Raw genomic sequence first — 16,489 nt, forward strand, 5'->3', positions numbered from 1 at the left:
GGCGGCGTCCGCGGCGACAAGGGCTCGTGCGCGCCCGCCGGCGATCGCGACGAGCGCGCGACTGGTGCGGCGCAACGCCGTGCGGCGGGACTCACATCATTCGTTGCTTCGCCCGCGCGCGAGCACGTCGCGCGTGGGCTGTCGGCCGATCCCGATGACTGCAGGCGACTCGCGCGGCGCGGCGTCGCCGCCCGCGCGGCGTCCGGCTCAGGGCCAGACCTGCGGCCGCTTGATGCGCTGCCAGCGTGCGAGCGCTTCGCGCGTGCGCTGCCGACCGATCTCGATGACTTCGGCCGCGCGCTGGAATTCATAGAACGCGCAGACGTTGCGCGGGATCGGAATGACCAGGTCCGGCGGCTGCGCCGCGAGCTTGTAGCGCGTCAAGGTTTCCTGCACGACGTCGAGCGAGCGCGCGAACAGGTCGAGCACGCCCGGCTCGTTGATCGTCACGCGCTTGCTGCGGTTCTCGAGAAAGCGCTCCCAGAGCGCGCCGATGCGGCCGAGGCCGGTCGAGCGATTCTCCTCGTCGGGCTCGCGGATCTCCGGCCGCGTGATCGGCGTCTCGCGTTCGGCCACGCCTTCGGCTTCGGCGTTGACGTCGACCGCGATCGTCGCGTCGGTCAGGTCGCGCAGGGTCGGCGTGACCGGCACGGGGTTCAGCAGGCCGCCGTCGACGAGACGGCGGCCCTGGTAGTGATGCGGGCGGAATACCGTCGGAATGGAAATCGATGCGCGTATCGCGTCGAACAGCGAGCCGCGCGAGAACCACACTTCGCGCTGCGCGTCGATGTCGACGGCGACCGCGGTATAGCTGATCGGCAGATCCTCGATGTTCATCTCGCCGACGAGATCGCGCAGCGCGCCGATCACGCGCTGTCCCTTGATCAGGCCGCCGCCGCGCCAGCTCCAGTCGACCAGGCGCAGTACGTCGAAGGTCTTCAGGCCGACGGCCCAGTCGCGATACTCGCTGAGCTTGCCGGCCGCATAGACGCCGCCGACCAGCGCGCCCATCGAGCTGCCGGCGACCGAGCGGATCTCGTAGCCGTGCGCGCGCAGCTCCTCGATGACGCCGATGTGGGCGTAGCCGCGTGCGCCGCCCGAACCCAGCACCAGGGAAATCGCGCCGCGGCGCGGCGGCTCGTTCGTCGGTGCGGGCAGGTTCATGCGGCCTCCGGAAGGCGCGGCGAAACCCCGCCTGCGCGCGAAAGCGACAGCATCGTTCCAAGGCCGCCGGAACCCGACGGTGCAGCGCAACGGAACAGCGGACACGCGGGCGAGTTCATGCGAAAGCCTCCGGCGGCGCTACTGATACGCGCCTATCGACAGCTGCAACAGAATCTTCATTTCCTCGCGCAGGCTCAGCGGCGCGACGACTTCGGCGTCGGGCCCGTACTTGAGCACGTCCATCAGCAATTCCTTGGAATTGCTGTAGGGCACGCGGAGTTCGTAGCGGCCGTCGGTCAGGAAGTGGCCCTCCTGCTGCGAATGCCAGTGTTCGTCGGCGACCCAGCGCGCCGCATGCGGCGAGAAGCGCAAGGTGGCCCAGGCCTTCGGTGCGCCCGAGAAGATGCCGTAGCTCGCCGCCAGGTGCTGGTTCAGCTCGGCCTCGTCGCGGTCCAGCGCAAGCTCGTCGAGCATCTGCGGCGAGGCGATGCGGTCGACGGCGAAACTGCGCAGGGCCTCGCGCTCGTGATCCCAGGCGTCGAGATACCAGTTGTCGCGGTAGTGGGCGATGCGCTGCGGCGAGACCAGGCGCTCGGTCGTGGAGCCGGTCGAACGCGCGCGGTAGCGGAACTTGAGCTGGCGCCGCGCCATGACCGCACCGGCGACGACGCGGAAACTGATCTGGTCGAGCTTGCGGTTGCCGCTGGCGATGACGCGGATGCGCTCGGTCGGCAGACGCGCGCCGGAAGCGTGGTCCGACAGCAGCGCCTGCATGCGCTTCTCGAATGGCGCCAGCGCGTCGGCCAGGATGCCGGCGCCGCTGCGCGCGACGAGCTCGTTCAGCGCCATCAGCGCGGACAGTTCGTCGCTGGTCAGCCACAGGCCCGGCAGTTCGAAGCGCTCGGCCTCGGCCTGGTCGTAGCGAAAGGCCGCCTGATCGCCCTCGCCGCTCTCGATCGGCGCGCCGAGCGCATCGCGCAGGAACGCGATGTCGCGATAGAGCGTGGCGCGGGAACAGCCCAGTTCGTCCTTGAGGCGCTGCAGGCTGACCGGGTAACGCGCGGTCTTCAGCAGGCGGTGCAGACTCAGAATGCGTTCGTAACGGTCCATAGGCCCCGATTGTGGCGGCTCGCCGGTTACCGGCGCTAGAGCCTGTCCGGCGATTCCGGCACGGCCGGAGTCGCTCCCTGTCGGACAGGCGCTGCCAGGACGGAGCGAGCCGCTGTCTCCGTCCTGTACAGTTCTGCGTATTGGAAGGAAGTCTACTCAGCGCCCGTCTCAGTTCCGGAGAAGCCCATGTCCCCGACCAAGCTCCTGCTCGCCCTCGCGCTGGCCCTGCCGGGCCTGGCCGCCGCGGCCCCGCGCGACGAGCTGCAGGCCGCCTATGTCCGCTTCCTGTCCGCGCGCAGCTTCCGCGTCAGCGTGACCGACGTGAAGAAGGGCCAGCAGCTATCGACCCTGGACTTCGTCGCTCCCGACCGCTACCACATCCGCAATGGCCAGGGCGAAATGGAGCAGATCCTGATCGGCGACGACGCCTACACGCTGATCAACGGCGAGCGCGTCAAGCTGCCGATGCCGATCCAGGTCGGCCGCATCGTCAGCCAGTACCGCAACCAGGAAACCCTCGAGGAGCTGACGCGCGATCTCGACGTCACCGCCCTCGGCGAGGAAACGGTCGAAGGCCAGGCCGCCAGGGTCTACACCTATACCCAGACGCGGCCGGCCAAGGCCGACGTGAAAGTCTGGATAGGCGTGGCCAGCGGCCTGCCGCTGCAGTTGGAGTCGCAAGGCCGCTTCCTGGGCGTGAAATCCACGACACGGCTGCGCTACTACGACTACGACGACACGGCGATACGGGTCAGCGCGCCGCAGTAACGCCGCTGTCACGATGCCGCAGCTGCCAACCGGTCTGCGCCGGATGAACGGACGCGAGCACACCGCGCCCGGCGGCCGCACCAACTCCGCTATGCTGCGCCGCATGCCCTCGCCCGCCGTCCATCTCGGCCTCGACGCCGTCATCTTCGCCGTGACCGCCGAGGCGCCGCGCATCCTGACCGTACGCGGCGCGACCGACGAAGCGCTGCCGTCGGGCCCGCTCGACCTCGAAGCCCATTCGACACTGGAGCGCGGCGTGCGCGACTGGGTCGCCCAGCAGACCGGCCTGGCGCTCGGCTACGTCGAACAGCTCTACACCTTCGGCGACCGCTTCCGCGATCCGCGCGAGCGGGCCGGCGGTCCCCGCGTCATCGCGATGACCTATCTCGCACTGGTCCGCGAACAGGCGCTGCCCGCCGGCCTGCGCGCGCAATGGCGCGACTGCTATGCGTATCTGCCCTGGGAAGACTGGCGCCGCGGCCGCCCCGAGCTCATCGAGCGCGAACTCGCGCCGCGGCTGCATGCCTGGGCCGCGAACGACGCGCGCAAGCACGAACGCGTGGACCTGACCTTCGGCCTCGACACCGCCCCCTGGGATCCCGAGCGCACGCTGGAACGCTACGAACTGCTCTGGGAAGCCGGGCTCGTCGCCGAAGCACGCCGCGAACGCGATCCGGATTCGCCCGACGTGGCCGGCAGCGGCTTCGCGCTCGCGCTGGACCATCGGCGCATTCTCGCGACCGCCCTGGGCCGCGTGCGCGGCAAGCTCAAGTACCGCCCCGTCGTGTTCGAGCTGCTGCCGCCGGAATTCACCTTGTTGCAACTGCAACAGGTGGTCGAAGCGCTCAGCGGAAATCTGCTGCACAAGCAGAATTTCCGCCGTCTCGTCGAAAGCGCCGGCCTCGTGGAAGGCACCGGACGGCTCGCGACCGGCACCGGCGGACGTCCGGCCGAATTGTTCCGCTTCCGCCGCGAGGTGTTCCGCGAGCGACCGGATCCGGGCGTCTATTTTCCGGGAGCCTGGTGGAGCCGGTGAGTCGGTGCTGCCGGTCGCGAGCTGCTCGCACGACATGAAGACGCACGGCTTCGGCCCGTCCAGGCGATCGAGGCGCGATGCCCGCATTGCGGTGACGGCGGCCGCCCCGTACGCCGCGCGGCAACGTATCCGCGGCGCGCGACGCCGACGCCGCGCAGGCGCCGGGCCCGCAGGCATTCGGACCGCCGTGCAGCGGAAGTCCGGAGCGCCGGAACGCCGACGGAAGGCCGGCCTCCGCGCCTGATCCAGATCAGGAACGCGAGCGGCCTGATCTGAAATGATGGACGCACCGAGCACGAGCTGGATCTGCGTACGGTCCGTAACCGGCGAGAGTCCCGGCCCGGATCGCACCCGGTGGTTGTGATAGCCTCGGCCGCAGCATCGCCGCACCAGCACCTACCCGCCAGGGAGGCCACATGGAGCAGAACGAAGGGCAAGTCGTTGCGAGCAAGCAGCAGGAGCGCCTGGCATTCCTGTTGCTGACGGCAGTCGTCTTCCCGCTGGCTACCGTGCTGATCGTCGCCGGCTACGGCTTCTTCGTCTGGATGTGGCAATTGCTGTACGCAGGTCCGCCGACGGGGCATTGAGCCGTGTCCGCGCCCTTTTCGCCATCACGGCGCGTCCTGCTGTTCGGCCGCTCCGGAACCCCGCCGGCGCCGCGCGAGTTCCGCCCGCCCTGGGCCAGGCCCGAGCCGGAATTCGCTGCCGCGTGCACTCGCTGCAATGCCTGCGTCGAGCGGTGTCCGCCGCACGTTCTCGTTCGCGACGCGGCCGGCCTGCCGCGCTTCGACGCGCACATCGGCGAATGCACCTTCTGCGGCGACTGCGCATCCGCCTGCACGAGCGGTGCCTTCGATCGGTCGCGCGATCCGCCCTGGTCGCCGGTCGCGCAGGTCGCGGATACCTGCCTGTCTGCCCGAAACACGGTCTGCGCGAGCTGCCGCGACGTCTGCCCGGCGTCGGCCATCCGCATTCCGCCGGCGGCGCTGGGCGCCGCCTCGGTCGACGCGAGCCGCTGCACGGGCTGCGGCGCCTGCGTGTCCGTCTGCCCCGTCGATGCGATCGGGCTGCATCACGCCGAAACCCCGGAGACCGCCGCATGAACTCGTCGGATCGCGACAGGAACACCCATCGCCGGCCGGACGGTCCGCAAGACTGGGACGTGCCGGCTCCGTCCGCCGCGCAAGATCCCGAAATCCACATAGCCAGCTTCATCGTCCAGCATCGCGACTCCGCCGCCGACGCGCTCGCCGCCTGGATCGCCGGACACGCCGACCTCGAGCTCGCCTTGTCCGGCCCCGCCCGCAGCATCGTCATCTGCGAATCCGCCGATCGCCACGCCGTCATGCAGCGCGTCGACGCGCTGCAGGCCCTGCCCGGCGTGCTCAACGTGCTGCTGGTCTATCACCACGCCGAGCCGGCCCAGGCGCTGGCCGAGCCGCTTTCCTCTTCCCTCACCTCCGCGAACGGAGCCCCGCCATGAGCACACGCCGCGACTTCATCCGCCAGAGCGCGCTGGCGACGGCCGCCGCCGCTGCCGGTCTGCCGCTGCCCGGCGGCGCCAGCAACCTCGTCACCGAAGGCGACCTGACCACGCTGAAATGGGACAAGGCACCATGTCGCTATTGCGGCACCGGCTGCGGCGTGAACGTCGCGGTCAAGGACGGCCGCGTCGTCGCGACCCACGGCGACGTGCATGCCGAGGTCAATCGCGGCATCAACTGCGTCAAGGGCTATTTCCTGTCCAAGGTCCTCTACGGCAGCGATCGCCTGACCCGCCCGTTGTTGCGCAAGAAGAACGGCGCCTATGCCAAGGACGGCGAGTTCACGCCGGTCAGCTGGGACGAAGCCTTCGACGTCATGGCCGCGCAGTTCAAGCGCGTGCTCAAGGAAAAAGGCGCCGACGCGATCGGCATGTTCGGCTCCGGCCAATGGACCGTGTTCGAGGGCTACGCGGCCAACAAGCTCATGAAGGCCGGCTTCCGCAGCAACCACATCGACCCGAACGCGCGCCATTGCATGGCCTCGGCCGTCATGGGCTTCATGCGCACGTTCGGCATGGACGAGCCCATGGGCTGCTACGACGACATCGAAGCCGCCGACGCGTTCGTGCTTTGGGGCTCGAACATGGCCGAGATGCATCCGATCCTCTGGACACGCGTGACCGACCGGCGCCTGTCGCACAAGCACGTCAAGGTCGCCGTGCTGTCGACGTTCGAGCATCGCAGCTTCGAGCTCGCCGACATACCGATCGTGTTCACGCCGCAGACCGATCTCGTCATCCTGAACTACATCGCGAACCACATCATCCGCAGCGGCAAGGTCGACAAGGATTTCGTCGCGAAACACGCCACGTTCAAGCGCGGCAACGACGACATCGGCTACGGCCTGCGCCCGGACAATCCGCTCGAGGTGAAGGCGAAGAACGCGAAGGATCCCAACGGCGGCGCGCCGATCAGCTACGAGGAGTTCGCCGCATTCGTCGCGCCCTACACGCTCGACAAGGCCGTCGCGATGACCGGCGTGGAGCGCGGCTGGCTCGAGCAGCTGGCCGAGCTCTACGCCGATCCCGGCGTCAAGGTCATGTCGTTCTGGACCATGGGCTTCAACCAGCACACGCGCGGCGTCTGGGCCAACAACATGGTCTACAACATCCATCTGCTGACCGGAAAGATCGCGACGCCAGGCAACAGTCCGTTCTCGCTGACCGGCCAGCCCTCGGCCTGCGGCACCGCGCGCGAGGTCGGCACGTTCAGTCACCGGCTGCCGGCGGACATGGTCGTGACCAACCCGCAGCACCGCGAGCACGCCGAGGAAATCTGGAAGGTTCCACACGGCATCATCAATCCCAAACCCGGCTATCACGCGGTCGAGCAGAACCGCGCGCTCAAGGACGGCAAGCTCAACGCCTACTGGGTCATGGTCAACAACAACATGCAGGCCGGCGCGAACCTGATGCAGGAGACGTATCCGGGCTACCGCAATCCCGACAATTTCATCGTCGTCTCGGACGCCTATCCGACCGTGACCGCGCAGGCCGCCGACCTGATCCTGCCGGCCGCGATGTGGGTCGAGAAAGAAGGCGCCTACGGCAACGCCGAGCGGCGCACGCAGTTCTGGCACCAGCTCGTCAAGGCGCCCGGCGACGCGCGTTCGGATCTCTGGCAGCTCATGGAGTTCTCCAAGCGCTTCACGACCGACGAATGCTGGCCGGCCGGGCTGCTCGCGGCGAATCCGCAGTACAGGGGCAAGACGCTGTTCGACGTGCTCTACCGCAACGGCAACGTCGACAAGTTCCCGGTCGCCGACATCGAAAGCGGCTACGCGAACGACGAATCCCAGGCGTTCGGCTTCTACGTGCAGAAGGGCCTGTTCGAGGAATACGCCGCGTTCGGCCGCGGCCACGGCCACGATCTCGCGCCGTTCGACGAATACCACCACGCGCGCGGCCTGCGCTGGCCGGTGGTCGACGGCAAGGAAACGCGCTGGCGCTATCGCGAAGGCAGCGACCCGTACGTGAAAGCCGGCAGCGGATTCCAGTTCTACGGCAACCCCGACGGCAAGGCGGTGATCTGGGCCCTGCCCTACGAGCCGCCGGCCGAGTCGCCCGATGCGGAATTCGATCTCTGGCTCGTCACGGGACGCGTGCTCGAACACTGGCATTCGGGCTCGATGACCATGCGCGTGCCGGAGCTGTACAAGGCGTTTCCGGCCGCCGTCGTGTTCATGAATCCCGACGACGCGCGCAAGCGCGGCCTCAAGCGCGGCGACGAGATCCGCGTCGTCTCGCGCCGCGGCGAGATGCGCTCGCGTGTGGAGACGCGCGGCCGCAACCGCATGCCGCCCGGCGTGATCTTCGTGCCCTGGTTCGATGCGGGCCAGCTGATCAACAAGGTCACGCTGGACGCGACCGATCCGATATCCAAGCAGACCGACTACAAGAAATGCGCCGTCAAGGTCGTGGCCGCCTAGGAGACAACGCCCATGCGCAACAAGCCCTGGAAGACGATCGGCCTCGCGCTGCTGCTCGTGCTGGTGTTCGCGGCCGGCTGGAAGATCGGCCACGCGCCCCGGACCGGAATCGCACCGAAGGCGCCGCCGATGCCCGTCGATGCGCGCGCGATCTTCGTGCCCGAAAGCGGCCAGATCGATGGGCTACGCCGCGGCGTGCCCGTCGATCAGGAAGGCCATCCGCCGCCGATCGCACGCGTGGAGAACGCCGACCTCAAGCGCGTGCGCGCCTACCCGATGCAGCCGCCGACGATTCCGCACGCGATCGACGGCTACCAGGTCGACAAGAACAGCAACCGCTGCCTGCTCTGCCATGCGCGCGCGAATGCGGCGACGTTCCAGGCGCCGCCGGTCAGCGTCACTCACTACATGGACCGCGACGACCAGTTTCTCGCGACGATTTCGCCGCGCCGCTACTTCTGCAACCAGTGCCACGTCGTGCAGACCGACGCGCCTGTGCTCGTGGCGAGCCAGTTCCGCGACATCGACAGCGTGATGGCGCAGCCGGCGACGCCGGCATCCGCGTCGCCGGGTCCTGCAGAGCCGCGACAGCCGTCGTCCGCCGCACCGCCGGCAGCGAAGGAGTAGGCCATGTGGTCCTGGGCGAAACGACAGCTGCTCGGTTTCTGGCGCATCCTGCGCCGGCCGAGCCGGCACTACAGCCTCGGCTTTCTGACCGTCGCCGGCTTCGTCGTCGGCATTCTGTTCTGGGGCGGCTTCAATACGGCGCTCGAAGCGACCAATACCGAGACGTTCTGCACGAGCTGCCACGAAATGCGCGACAACGTGTTCCAGGAACTCAAGAGCACGATCCACTACACGAACCGCTCCGGCGTCCGCGCGACCTGCCCCGACTGCCACGTGCCGCACAACTGGACCGACAAGATCGCACGCAAGATGCAGGCGTCCAAGGAAGTCTGGGGCAAGATCTTCGGCACCATCAACACGCGCGAGAAATTCCTCGACGAGCGCCTGATTCTGGCCAACCACGAATGGCAACGACTGAAGGCCAACGATTCGCTCGAATGCCGCAACTGCCACAACTACGATTCGATGGACCTCACGCGCCAGGCTTCGCGCGCGGCCCAGGTCCACAAGCTCTGGCTCGGCAGCGGCGAGAAGACCTGCATCGACTGCCACAAGGGCATTGCGCACCGGCTGCCGGACATGACGGAGATTCCGCAAGGCTGACGAAGCAGGCGCAACGGGTTGCCGGAGAACCGCCGCAAACGAGAAGCCGGCGAGACCGGCCCCGACGACACGATATCGGCTCAAGGTTTGCCGGCACTCGACCCACGGTGAATTCGTCGCGTCATTTTCAAGCGTGCTTGACGTGCGCACCGGCCGGGGCGATCAACTTCCGACCGGCACCGCGCCGTATTGATCGTCGGTCAAGTGCTCCATCCAGTCGACGATCTTGTCGTCGAGCGCTTGCTGGATCGCGACGTGCGTCATCGCCGTCGTCGGCGTCGCGCCGTGCCAGTGGCGATGACCCGGCGGACACCAGGCGATGCATCGAGCTCCGCCTCGCGTTCCTGCCCGAAGACGAGTTCGCGCCGCACCTCGACAAGGTTCAAGGGCAGGCTCATGCGCGTGCTCGAGGACTGGTGTCCGCCGTTTCCGGCTTATCACCTCTACTACCCGAGTCGTCGTCAGCCTTCGCCCGCGTTTGCGCTCGTCGCCGATGCGCTGCGCCCGAAATAAACCGGCGCGCTCTTGACGGTAGTGCGGAGTAGCCGATAAGACGGACGATCCATTCCCGCACGACAACCAACCCGCGCGAGCCGGAACGACGCTCGAGCGCATCAGGAGAATTCGCAATGGATGTCCGCAGGCTCGCGGCCGACGATCTGGAACTGGTCTGCCGGCACCGCGAAGAAATGTTCCGCGACGCCGGCCGCGACGACGCCGTGCTCGCGACGATGACCGCGCACTTCCGCCCGTGGCTCGCGCCGCGCCTGCGCGACGGCAGCTACTTCGGCTTCGTGCTGCAGGACGAAGGCCGGCCGATCGCCGGCATCGGCCTGATGCTGATCGACTGGCCGCCGCATCCGCTGCACCCGGCCGACGACCGCCGCGGCTACGTGCTGAACGTCTACGTCGAACCCGACTACCGCCGGCGCGGCCTCGCGCGCGAACTCATGCGGCTCGCCGACGCGGAATTCGCGCGGCGCGGCGTGAGCTACTGCGTGCTGCATGCGACCGAAAAAGGCCGGCCGCTGTATCACGAACTCGGCTGGAGCACGACGGCGGAGATGGCCAAGGCGATTGCGGGCTGAGCCGGCTCGTCAGGGTGTCTGCGAGCTCGCGGCGCCGGGCCGGCAAAGCTCGTCGTGCGCCGTCGTGTCGCGAGTCACCGCCGCAGGATCGACGGCGTGGTCCGCGGAGGCGAAGGAACGAAGCCGGGTTCACTGCAGGCCGCGCAGGTAGGCGACGAACATGTCGGCCATTGCGTCGGCGTAGGTCCTGATCTCCGCGGCGCTGCGCGGCGTGCTGGAGAAGCTGTGGCCGAACGCGCTCATCGTCGTCGTGATCAGGTCGCCGGCCAATGCGCGCCGGGCGGCGGTTGCCTTGGGCAGCACTTCGCGCAGGAACGCCTCGATGGTCTCGTCCGCGGATGCGCGCGCCTCCCGCGCTTCCGGCGCGTCGCGATAGAGCGGCGCCGCATCGTTGAGTGCGACACGCATCGCGGCCTCGTCGCACTCCGAGCGCAGGAACGCGTGCACGAGCGCGCGCAGGCGATCCAGCGGCGGCTTGCGCGCGTCCTCGAGGATGCGGGCCAGCATCTCGGAAGTCTGCCGCCACTCGTCGGTCTGGAGCCGGAACAGGATCGCCGCCTTGTTCGGAAAATATTGATACACCGATCCGACGCTGACGCCGGCCTTTTCGGCGACGCGGGCCGTCGTGAAGCGCGTCGCGCCCTCCTTGGCCAGCACCAGCTCGGCGGCCTGCAGGATCGCCGCGACCAGTTCGGTCGAACGGGCCTGTTGCGGCTGCTTGCGCGAGGAAACCTGCGGACGGCGGGGCTTGGCCATGGTCGGATCGCGGAAGCTGGATGGAAAAAGGACGGAGGCCGCCGCAGAGTCGATGCGACGGATTGGTCGCATCTTAGTGCGATCCGACCTCGTCGCTCAAAGCAGGCCGGCGCTGCATAGCTGAGCGAAAACCTGAGCTCTGTCGCTGCCCTCGCCCATGGCGAGCGTCACGAAATTCGCTGCGGCAGCGAAAAGAAGGCCGTTTTCTGCGACGGACGACTCGCCGAAAACGCGAGCCATGATGCGAATAGCGAATGCGACGAATCCGTCGTATCGTCTCTTCAACGCGACGGATTGTTCGCGTTTCACTCACGCGCCGCCCGGCGCCCACCGAATCGGAAGATGCAATGACCACGACACTGACCGCCGCTCCGCTGGCCCCGCTGCTCGATCGCCTGTTCGCCCAGGCCGATGCGGCGACCAGCCCTGCGCTCGACGCGTTCTCCGACGACGAGCGCGAACGCCTGATGCGCAGCAAGACCGGATACCTCGACCTCTACGGCCGCCTCAAGGAGCTGTGGCTGCCGGTTTCGCGCGACACCGGCACCTTGCTCTATCTGCTCGCACGCAGCACGAACGCGCGCCAGATCGTCGAATTCGGCACCTCGTTCGGCATCTCCACCCTGCACCTCGCCGCCGCGCTGCGCGACAACGGCGGCGGCCGCCTGATCAGCAGCGAGTTCGAGCCGTCGAAGGTGGTCCGTGCGCGCGAGCATCTCGCCGAAGGCGGCCTCGCCGATCTCGTCGAGATCCGCGAAGGCGATGCGCTGCAGACCTTGGCCGCCGATCTGCCCGACCCGGTCGATCTGCTGCTGCTCGACGGCGCCAAGGCGCTGTATGTCGACATCCTCGACCGCGTCGAATCCCGCCTGCGGCCCGGCGCGCTGATCGTCGCCGACAACGCGGACTACAGTCCCGACTATCTGGCCCGCGTGCGCGCACTCGGCAGCGGCTATCTGTCGGTGCCGTTCGGCGAGGACGTGGAGCTGTCGATGCGGCTGTTCTGAGCCCACAATCCGCTGCGCGGTTTCAACACATGCCGAAGGAACTTCCATGCACGTCGTCGTCACCGGAGCCGCCGGCTGGGTCGGATCCGCCGTGGTCCATGAACTCATCCGCGCGGGTCACGAAGTCACCGGACTCGCGCGCTCCGCCGAAAAATCAACCTCGCTCACCGCGGCCGGCGCGAAGATCCGGCAGGTCGCCCTGGACGATCTCGACGGCCTGCGCGCCGCCGCTGCGGAGGCCGACGCGGTGATCCATACCGCGTTCGACCACGACTTCTCCCGCTTCCTCGAGAACTGCGAACAGGACCGTCGCGCGATCGAAGCGCTCGGCAGCGCGCTCGAAGGCAGCGACCGCCCGCTGCTCGTGACGTCGGGCCTGCTGGGGCTCGCGCGCGGCGCGACCGAGTCGGATGCGCCGAGTCCCGCCTCGCCGCGGAAATCCGAAGCCGCCGCACGCGTGCTGGCCGAACGCGGCGTGCGCGCGGCGACGGTGCGTCTCGCGCCGTCGGTGCACGGTCTGGGCGACCACGGCTTCGTGCCCATTCTCGTGCGGCTTGCCAAGCAGACCGGCGTGTCGGCCTATCTCGACGACGGGAGCAACTGCTGGTCCGGCGTGTATCGGCAGGATGCCGCGCGCGTCTATCGCCTCGCGCTCGAACGAGGCGCGACCGAGCCGGCCTACCACGCCGTCGCCGACGAAGCCGTGCCGTTCAAGGCGATCGCCGAAATGATCGGCCGCCGCCTCGGCCTGCCGGTCGAGTCGCGCGACCGCGAACACTTCGGCTGGTTCGCCGTCATGGCCGGCGCCGACATGTCCGTATCCGGCGCCCATACGCGGACGCTGCTCGGCTGGCAGCCGCAAGGTCCGGACCTGCTCGCCGACCTCGATCAGCCGGGCTATTACGGCGACTGACGGCGAGACGCGGAACCGCGGAACCCGCGACGGCCGCCGCGCCGGTTACTTCGCCGGCGGCCGTATCGGCAGATGGACGACGAAGGTCGTGCCCTTGCCGACTTCGCTGAAGACTTCGATGTTGCCGCCGTGCTTCTGGACGATGCCGTAGGACACCGACAGGCCGAGGCCGGTGCCTTTGCCGACGGGCTTGGTCGTGAAGAACGGCTCGAAGATGCGGTGCAGGTGCGCATCGCTGATGCCCTTGCCCGTGTCGGACACGCTGACGCGGACCTCGTCGTCGTCGGCTTCGGTGCGGATGCGGATTTCGCCCTGGTCCTCGATCGCCTGGGCGGCGTTGACCAGCAGATTCAGAAACACCTGGTTGAGCTGGAACGGCAGGCACTCGATGCGCGGGATCGTTCCGTAGTCCTTGACGAGCTTCGCCTTGTACTTGATCTCGTGCGCGACGACGTTGAGCGTGCTTTCGAGTCCTTCGTGGATGTCGGCGAGCTGCCATTCGGTTTCGCCGACGTGGGAGAACTCCTTGAGGTCGCGGACGATTTTCTCGACGCGCGAAATGCCGTGCAGCGATTCGGACATCAGGCTGCCGATGTCGTCGCGCAGGAACTCCAGTTCGATGCGCTTGCGCAGCGCCGCGACCTCGGCGGCAGCGACCGCATGGTTGGCGGCGCCGGCTTTTTCGAGATCGCCGTAGGCGTCGAGCAATGCCATGATGTCGCGCAGATAGCGCTCGAGGCTGTTGAGGTTCGAGTGCACGTAGCCGATCGGGTTGTTGATCTCGTGCGCCACGCCGGCGGCCAGCTGGCCGACCGAGGCCATCTTTTCCGACTGGATCAGCTGGTTCTGCGTGTTCTCGAGGCGATGGTTCAGCGACTGCAGCTCCTGGTTGCGGTGCTGCAGCGCGCGTTCGGCGGCGAGGCGTTCCTCGATCTGCGTGGCGAGCTGCGTGTTGGAATCGTGCAGCGCCTGATTGGCCTGGCTCTGGCGCAGGTTCGCCTCGACGAGATCGCGCGTGCGCGCCGCGACCTGCGATTCGAGATACTGGCCGCGCCGCCGGTAGCGCTGGCGGATGACGAGCGGCGCGGCGGCGGCCAGGATCATCAGCAACGCGATGCCGAGGCCCTGCACCGAGCGGCGCTCGAACCAGCGCGGCACCAGATGGAAGTCGAGCTGGGCGCGATCGGCGGTGCCGCCGGTGCCGAACTCGGCGTCGGCATCGCCGGTGCGGGCTTCGACGAGGAAGCGATAGCGGCCCGGCGGAAGATTCGTGTAGAACGCGCTGCGCCGCGTGCCGACGTCGTACCAGTCGTGATCGTAGCCTTCGAGGCGGTAGCGGAAGTGCACGTTGCGCGGCTCGCGGAAACTCAGCCCCGTGAACTGCAGCTCCACGTCGCGGCGCGGGCTGTCGATCTCGATCGGCTCGTCCGGCTGATACCACCGGTCGCCATGGCGCAGGCGCTCGACGACGACCGTCGGCGCGACCGCCGGCGGCCGTATCGATTTCGTATCGATGCGCACGGCGCCATGGATGGCCGGAAACCACAGCGCCGTGCCGTCGACGAGCACGCGGGAACGCGCGCCGCCGTTGCAGCAATGGATGTGCTGCATGCCCGTGCGGCGGCCGAGCACTTTCTCGGTCACGATCGCGCCTTGCGTCGCGACGGCCGGATCCGGCAACGCGGCGATCGACGTGCGCCAGACCCCGTCGATCGTCGAGACGTAGAGATAATCGTCCACCACCTGCATGACCCAGCCGTTGTTCGTCGGCAGGCCGCTCTTGTCGTCGAGCACGATCGCCTTGTCGTCGCTCCTCAGGACGAGGCCCGAGTCGCGCGTGGTCACGCCGAGCAGTCCCGGCCGGATCGCCGCGATCGACGTGACGTAGGCGCCTTCGACCGGCTTGGCCCAGGCGGGCATCCGCAGCTCGCCGCCCTCGAGACGGCGCATGCCGGTTTCCGTGCCGATCGTCAAGGTGCCGTTCGCGGCGATATGGATCGCGCGCACGGGCGCTTCGGTCGTACCGGGCGCATACGGAATCCGCCGCAGCTCGCGGCCGTCGTAGCGGAACAGACCGTCCTGCGAGCCGATCCACGCGCCGCCGTCGGGCTGCGGCACGATGACGTTGACCTGGTAGCGCGACAATCGCTCGAACGCTGCCGGCGTGACGATCTTGTCCTGGTCGACCAGCGCGATGCCCGAACGCATGCCGATCCACAGCCGGCCGCGGTCGTCATAGCTCATTTCGTAGGCGGACAGATTCGGAATCTGGCGCGTCGATACGACTTCCTCCATGCCGCCGCCGGTCAGCCGCATGACGTTGGAATTCGAGCCGAGCACGATGCGCCCCTGGCCGTCGCGCGCGAGGCTCCAGATCAGGGGGTCGATCAGGCCTTCGTGCTTGCCAAGCTGCCGGGCCCAGCCGTTCCAGAGCCGGAACAACCCTTCGGTGCGGCTGCCGAGCCACAGGTTGCCTTCGCGGTCCTCGAATGCGCTGACCACATAGGGGTCGCCGACGAAATCGCTGCCCCGGATCACCTCGACGTCGCCGCTCGGCCGGCGCCGGTACACGGTCGACGGCGTGCTGATCCACAGGTTCGCATCGCGATCGACATACAGGTTCTCGACGCGCAGCGTTTCGGCGGCCAGCCCTTTCGCGAGCACGTCGAGGGTCTGCGCGACCGGCGCCTCCGCGCCCTTGACCAGCAGGAACAGGCCGTTGGCCGTACCGATCCAGACGTTGCCGTCGGCGACGGCCAGCCGCGTGACCTGGACATTGCCGGGCTCCGGCAGCGCGTAGCGGCGATTGCCGTCGTGCGAGAAGCGCGTCACGGTGCCGAGGCCGCCGACCCAGACGTCCTCGCCGTCGCGAACGAGGCTGTAGGCCGGCGTGCCCGCGCCGTCGACGGGGACCATCTTGTCGCCGGCCAGGCGCATGACGCCGATCGGCGTCGCGATCCAGACCTCGCCGTCGGCGTTCTCGAGGACCGCATGGACCGGCCTGGTCGGCGGATCGGTGGCGACCGTGCGGAAACGCCGGTTCTCGTAGACCGTCAGCCCGTTAGGCGTGGCGAACCAGAGCCGGCCGCGCCGGTCGCGCAGGCTCGCATGGGCATTGGTCGGATCGGCGCCGTCGCTGTTGCGGCGGTCGAAGATCTCGAAGTGCAGACCGTCGAAACGCGCGAGGCCGCTCTGCGTGCCGGCCCAGATGTAACCGGTTTGATCCTGCGTGATGCTCAGGACCGACACCTGCGGCAGCCCCTCGTCGACGCTCCAGTTGTCGACCGCGTAGTCGCGGAACTTCGCCGCAGGATCGAGCGCCGCGGCCGCTGGCGGCCACAGCAACAGCAGTGCGGCGACACCGATGAGCCAACCGGCCATCCGGCCGCAGCCCGGGTCGTTAGGAATGCGGTTCAGCGCGCTCACGGCGACCTCGGTCTCCCCC

16 protein-coding genes and 1 pseudogene are annotated in these 16,489 nt (G+C 68.2%); 12 read left to right on the top strand and 5 right to left on the bottom strand.

Features of this window, described 5'->3' with window-relative positions; all coding sequences use genetic code 11:
- Nucleotides 1-207: 207 nt before the first annotated feature.
- Nucleotides 208-1,164 (bottom strand): patatin-like phospholipase family protein, encoded by a 957-nt coding sequence (locus NON22_RS02555; protein WP_257385331.1) that lies wholly within the window; start codon nucleotides 1,162-1,164, stop codon nucleotides 208-210.
- A gap of 138 nt (nucleotides 1,165-1,302) precedes the next feature.
- Nucleotides 1,303-2,274, bottom strand: coding sequence for a helix-turn-helix transcriptional regulator (locus NON22_RS02560; protein WP_257385332.1), 972 nt, complete (start codon nucleotides 2,272-2,274; stop codon nucleotides 1,303-1,305).
- A 186-nt stretch (nucleotides 2,275-2,460) separates the two neighbouring features.
- On the opposite strand from NON22_RS02560, the gene NON22_RS02565 reads away from it, so the two are divergent.
- The 10 genes and pseudogenes from NON22_RS02565 to NON22_RS02610 all read left to right on the top strand — a co-directional run bounded on the left by NON22_RS02565 (nucleotide 2,461) and on the right by NON22_RS02610 (nucleotide 10,368).
- Nucleotides 2,461-3,042 carry a hypothetical protein gene (locus NON22_RS02565; RefSeq protein WP_257385333.1) on the top strand — a complete coding sequence of 194 codons (582 nt, stop codon included), beginning with the start codon at nucleotides 2,461-2,463 and terminating at the stop codon, nucleotides 3,040-3,042.
- Nucleotides 3,043-3,145: 103 nt separating this feature from the next.
- Nucleotides 3,146-4,078, top strand: coding sequence for an NUDIX hydrolase (locus NON22_RS02570; protein WP_257385334.1), 933 nt, complete (start codon nucleotides 3,146-3,148; stop codon nucleotides 4,076-4,078).
- A gap of 416 nt (nucleotides 4,079-4,494) precedes the next feature.
- Entirely contained in the window at nucleotides 4,495-4,665 is a 171-nt protein-coding gene (locus tag NON22_RS02575; RefSeq protein ID WP_257385335.1) for a periplasmic nitrate reductase, NapE protein, read from the top strand.
- Nucleotides 4,666-4,668: 3 nt separating this feature from the next.
- A complete protein-coding gene (gene napF, locus NON22_RS02580) occupies nucleotides 4,669-5,181 on the top strand; it encodes a ferredoxin-type protein NapF (RefSeq protein ID WP_257385336.1) in 513 nt (170 codons plus the stop codon).
- Entirely contained in the window at nucleotides 5,178-5,561 is a 384-nt protein-coding gene (locus NON22_RS02585) for a chaperone NapD (RefSeq protein ID WP_257385337.1), read from the top strand. Before napF ends, NON22_RS02585 begins: the two co-directional genes overlap by 4 nt.
- Nucleotides 5,558-8,050 carry a periplasmic nitrate reductase subunit alpha gene (gene napA, locus NON22_RS02590; protein ID WP_257385339.1) on the top strand — a complete coding sequence of 831 codons (2,493 nt, stop codon included), beginning with the start codon at nucleotides 5,558-5,560 and terminating at the stop codon, nucleotides 8,048-8,050. The genes NON22_RS02585 and napA overlap by 4 nt, the downstream gene beginning before the upstream one ends.
- A 12-nt stretch (nucleotides 8,051-8,062) precedes the next feature.
- The gene (locus NON22_RS02595; RefSeq protein ID WP_257385340.1) at nucleotides 8,063-8,677 is read left to right on the top strand and encodes a nitrate reductase cytochrome c-type subunit; all 615 of its coding nucleotides are present in this window, start codon (nucleotides 8,063-8,065) and stop codon (nucleotides 8,675-8,677) included.
- Nucleotides 8,678-8,680: 3 nt separating this feature from the next.
- The gene (locus tag NON22_RS02600; RefSeq protein ID WP_257385341.1) at nucleotides 8,681-9,280 is read left to right on the top strand and encodes a cytochrome c3 family protein; all 600 of its coding nucleotides are present in this window, start codon (nucleotides 8,681-8,683) and stop codon (nucleotides 9,278-9,280) included.
- 329 nt (nucleotides 9,281-9,609) lie between these two features.
- A pseudogene (locus NON22_RS02605) lies at nucleotides 9,610-9,793 on the top strand (LysR family transcriptional regulator); the annotation flags it as partial.
- A 116-nt stretch (nucleotides 9,794-9,909) separates the two neighbouring features.
- Entirely contained in the window at nucleotides 9,910-10,368 is a 459-nt protein-coding gene (locus tag NON22_RS02610; RefSeq protein WP_257385342.1) for a GNAT family N-acetyltransferase, read from the top strand.
- Between the two features lie 129 nt (nucleotides 10,369-10,497).
- Here the strand turns inward: NON22_RS02610 and NON22_RS02615 are convergent, their stop codons facing one another.
- Nucleotides 10,498-11,124: a TetR/AcrR family transcriptional regulator gene (locus NON22_RS02615; RefSeq protein WP_257385343.1), complete on the bottom strand. Its 627-nt coding sequence runs from the start codon at nucleotides 11,122-11,124 to the stop codon at nucleotides 10,498-10,500.
- A 96-nt stretch (nucleotides 11,125-11,220) separates the two neighbouring features.
- Nucleotides 11,221-11,433, bottom strand: a complete 213-nt coding sequence (locus tag NON22_RS02620) for a hypothetical protein (RefSeq protein ID WP_257385344.1) — start codon at nucleotides 11,431-11,433, stop codon at nucleotides 11,221-11,223.
- A 38-nt stretch (nucleotides 11,434-11,471) separates the two neighbouring features.
- On the opposite strand from NON22_RS02620, the gene NON22_RS02625 reads away from it, so the two are divergent.
- Nucleotides 11,472-12,131 carry an O-methyltransferase gene (locus NON22_RS02625; RefSeq protein ID WP_257385345.1) on the top strand — a complete coding sequence of 220 codons (660 nt, stop codon included), beginning with the start codon at nucleotides 11,472-11,474 and terminating at the stop codon, nucleotides 12,129-12,131.
- Nucleotides 12,132-12,177: 46 nt separating this feature from the next.
- Complete coding sequence (locus NON22_RS02630; RefSeq protein ID WP_257385346.1) at nucleotides 12,178-13,044, top strand: SDR family oxidoreductase; 867 nt, start codon at nucleotides 12,178-12,180, stop codon at nucleotides 13,042-13,044.
- A 45-nt stretch (nucleotides 13,045-13,089) separates the two neighbouring features.
- Here the strand turns inward: NON22_RS02630 and NON22_RS02635 are convergent, their stop codons facing one another.
- Nucleotides 13,090-16,470 (bottom strand): ATP-binding protein, encoded by a 3,381-nt coding sequence (locus tag NON22_RS02635; protein ID WP_257385347.1) that lies wholly within the window; start codon nucleotides 16,468-16,470, stop codon nucleotides 13,090-13,092.
- Nucleotides 16,471-16,489 lie beyond the last annotated feature (19 nt).

This window comes from Tahibacter caeni, assembly GCF_024609805.1.
Classification (GTDB): domain Bacteria; phylum Pseudomonadota; class Gammaproteobacteria; order Xanthomonadales; family Rhodanobacteraceae; genus Tahibacter; species Tahibacter caeni.

Bases quoted from the DNA above. Each gene is read 5' to 3' on its own strand.
- NON22_RS02555 (WP_257385331.1), bottom strand. From the start codon at position 1,164: ATGAACCTGCCCGCACCGACGAACGAGCCGCCGCGCCGCGGCGCGATT.
- NON22_RS02560 (WP_257385332.1), bottom strand. From the start codon at position 2,274: ATGGACCGTTACGAACGCATTCTGAGTCTGCACCGCCTGCTGAAGACC.
- NON22_RS02565 (WP_257385333.1), top strand. From the start codon at position 2,461: ATGTCCCCGACCAAGCTCCTGCTCGCCCTCGCGCTGGCCCTGCCGGGC.
- NON22_RS02570 (WP_257385334.1), top strand. From the start codon at position 3,146: ATGCCCTCGCCCGCCGTCCATCTCGGCCTCGACGCCGTCATCTTCGCC.
- NON22_RS02575 (WP_257385335.1), top strand. From the start codon at position 4,495: ATGGAGCAGAACGAAGGGCAAGTCGTTGCGAGCAAGCAGCAGGAGCGC.
- NON22_RS02585 (WP_257385337.1), top strand. From the start codon at position 5,178: ATGAACTCGTCGGATCGCGACAGGAACACCCATCGCCGGCCGGACGGT.
- napA (WP_257385339.1), top strand. From the start codon at position 5,558: ATGAGCACACGCCGCGACTTCATCCGCCAGAGCGCGCTGGCGACGGCC.
- NON22_RS02595 (WP_257385340.1), top strand. From the start codon at position 8,063: ATGCGCAACAAGCCCTGGAAGACGATCGGCCTCGCGCTGCTGCTCGTG.
- NON22_RS02600 (WP_257385341.1), top strand. From the start codon at position 8,681: ATGTGGTCCTGGGCGAAACGACAGCTGCTCGGTTTCTGGCGCATCCTG.
- NON22_RS02610 (WP_257385342.1), top strand. From the start codon at position 9,910: ATGGATGTCCGCAGGCTCGCGGCCGACGATCTGGAACTGGTCTGCCGG.
- NON22_RS02615 (WP_257385343.1), bottom strand. From the start codon at position 11,124: ATGGCCAAGCCCCGCCGTCCGCAGGTTTCCTCGCGCAAGCAGCCGCAA.
- NON22_RS02625 (WP_257385345.1), top strand. From the start codon at position 11,472: ATGACCACGACACTGACCGCCGCTCCGCTGGCCCCGCTGCTCGATCGC.
- NON22_RS02630 (WP_257385346.1), top strand. From the start codon at position 12,178: ATGCACGTCGTCGTCACCGGAGCCGCCGGCTGGGTCGGATCCGCCGTG.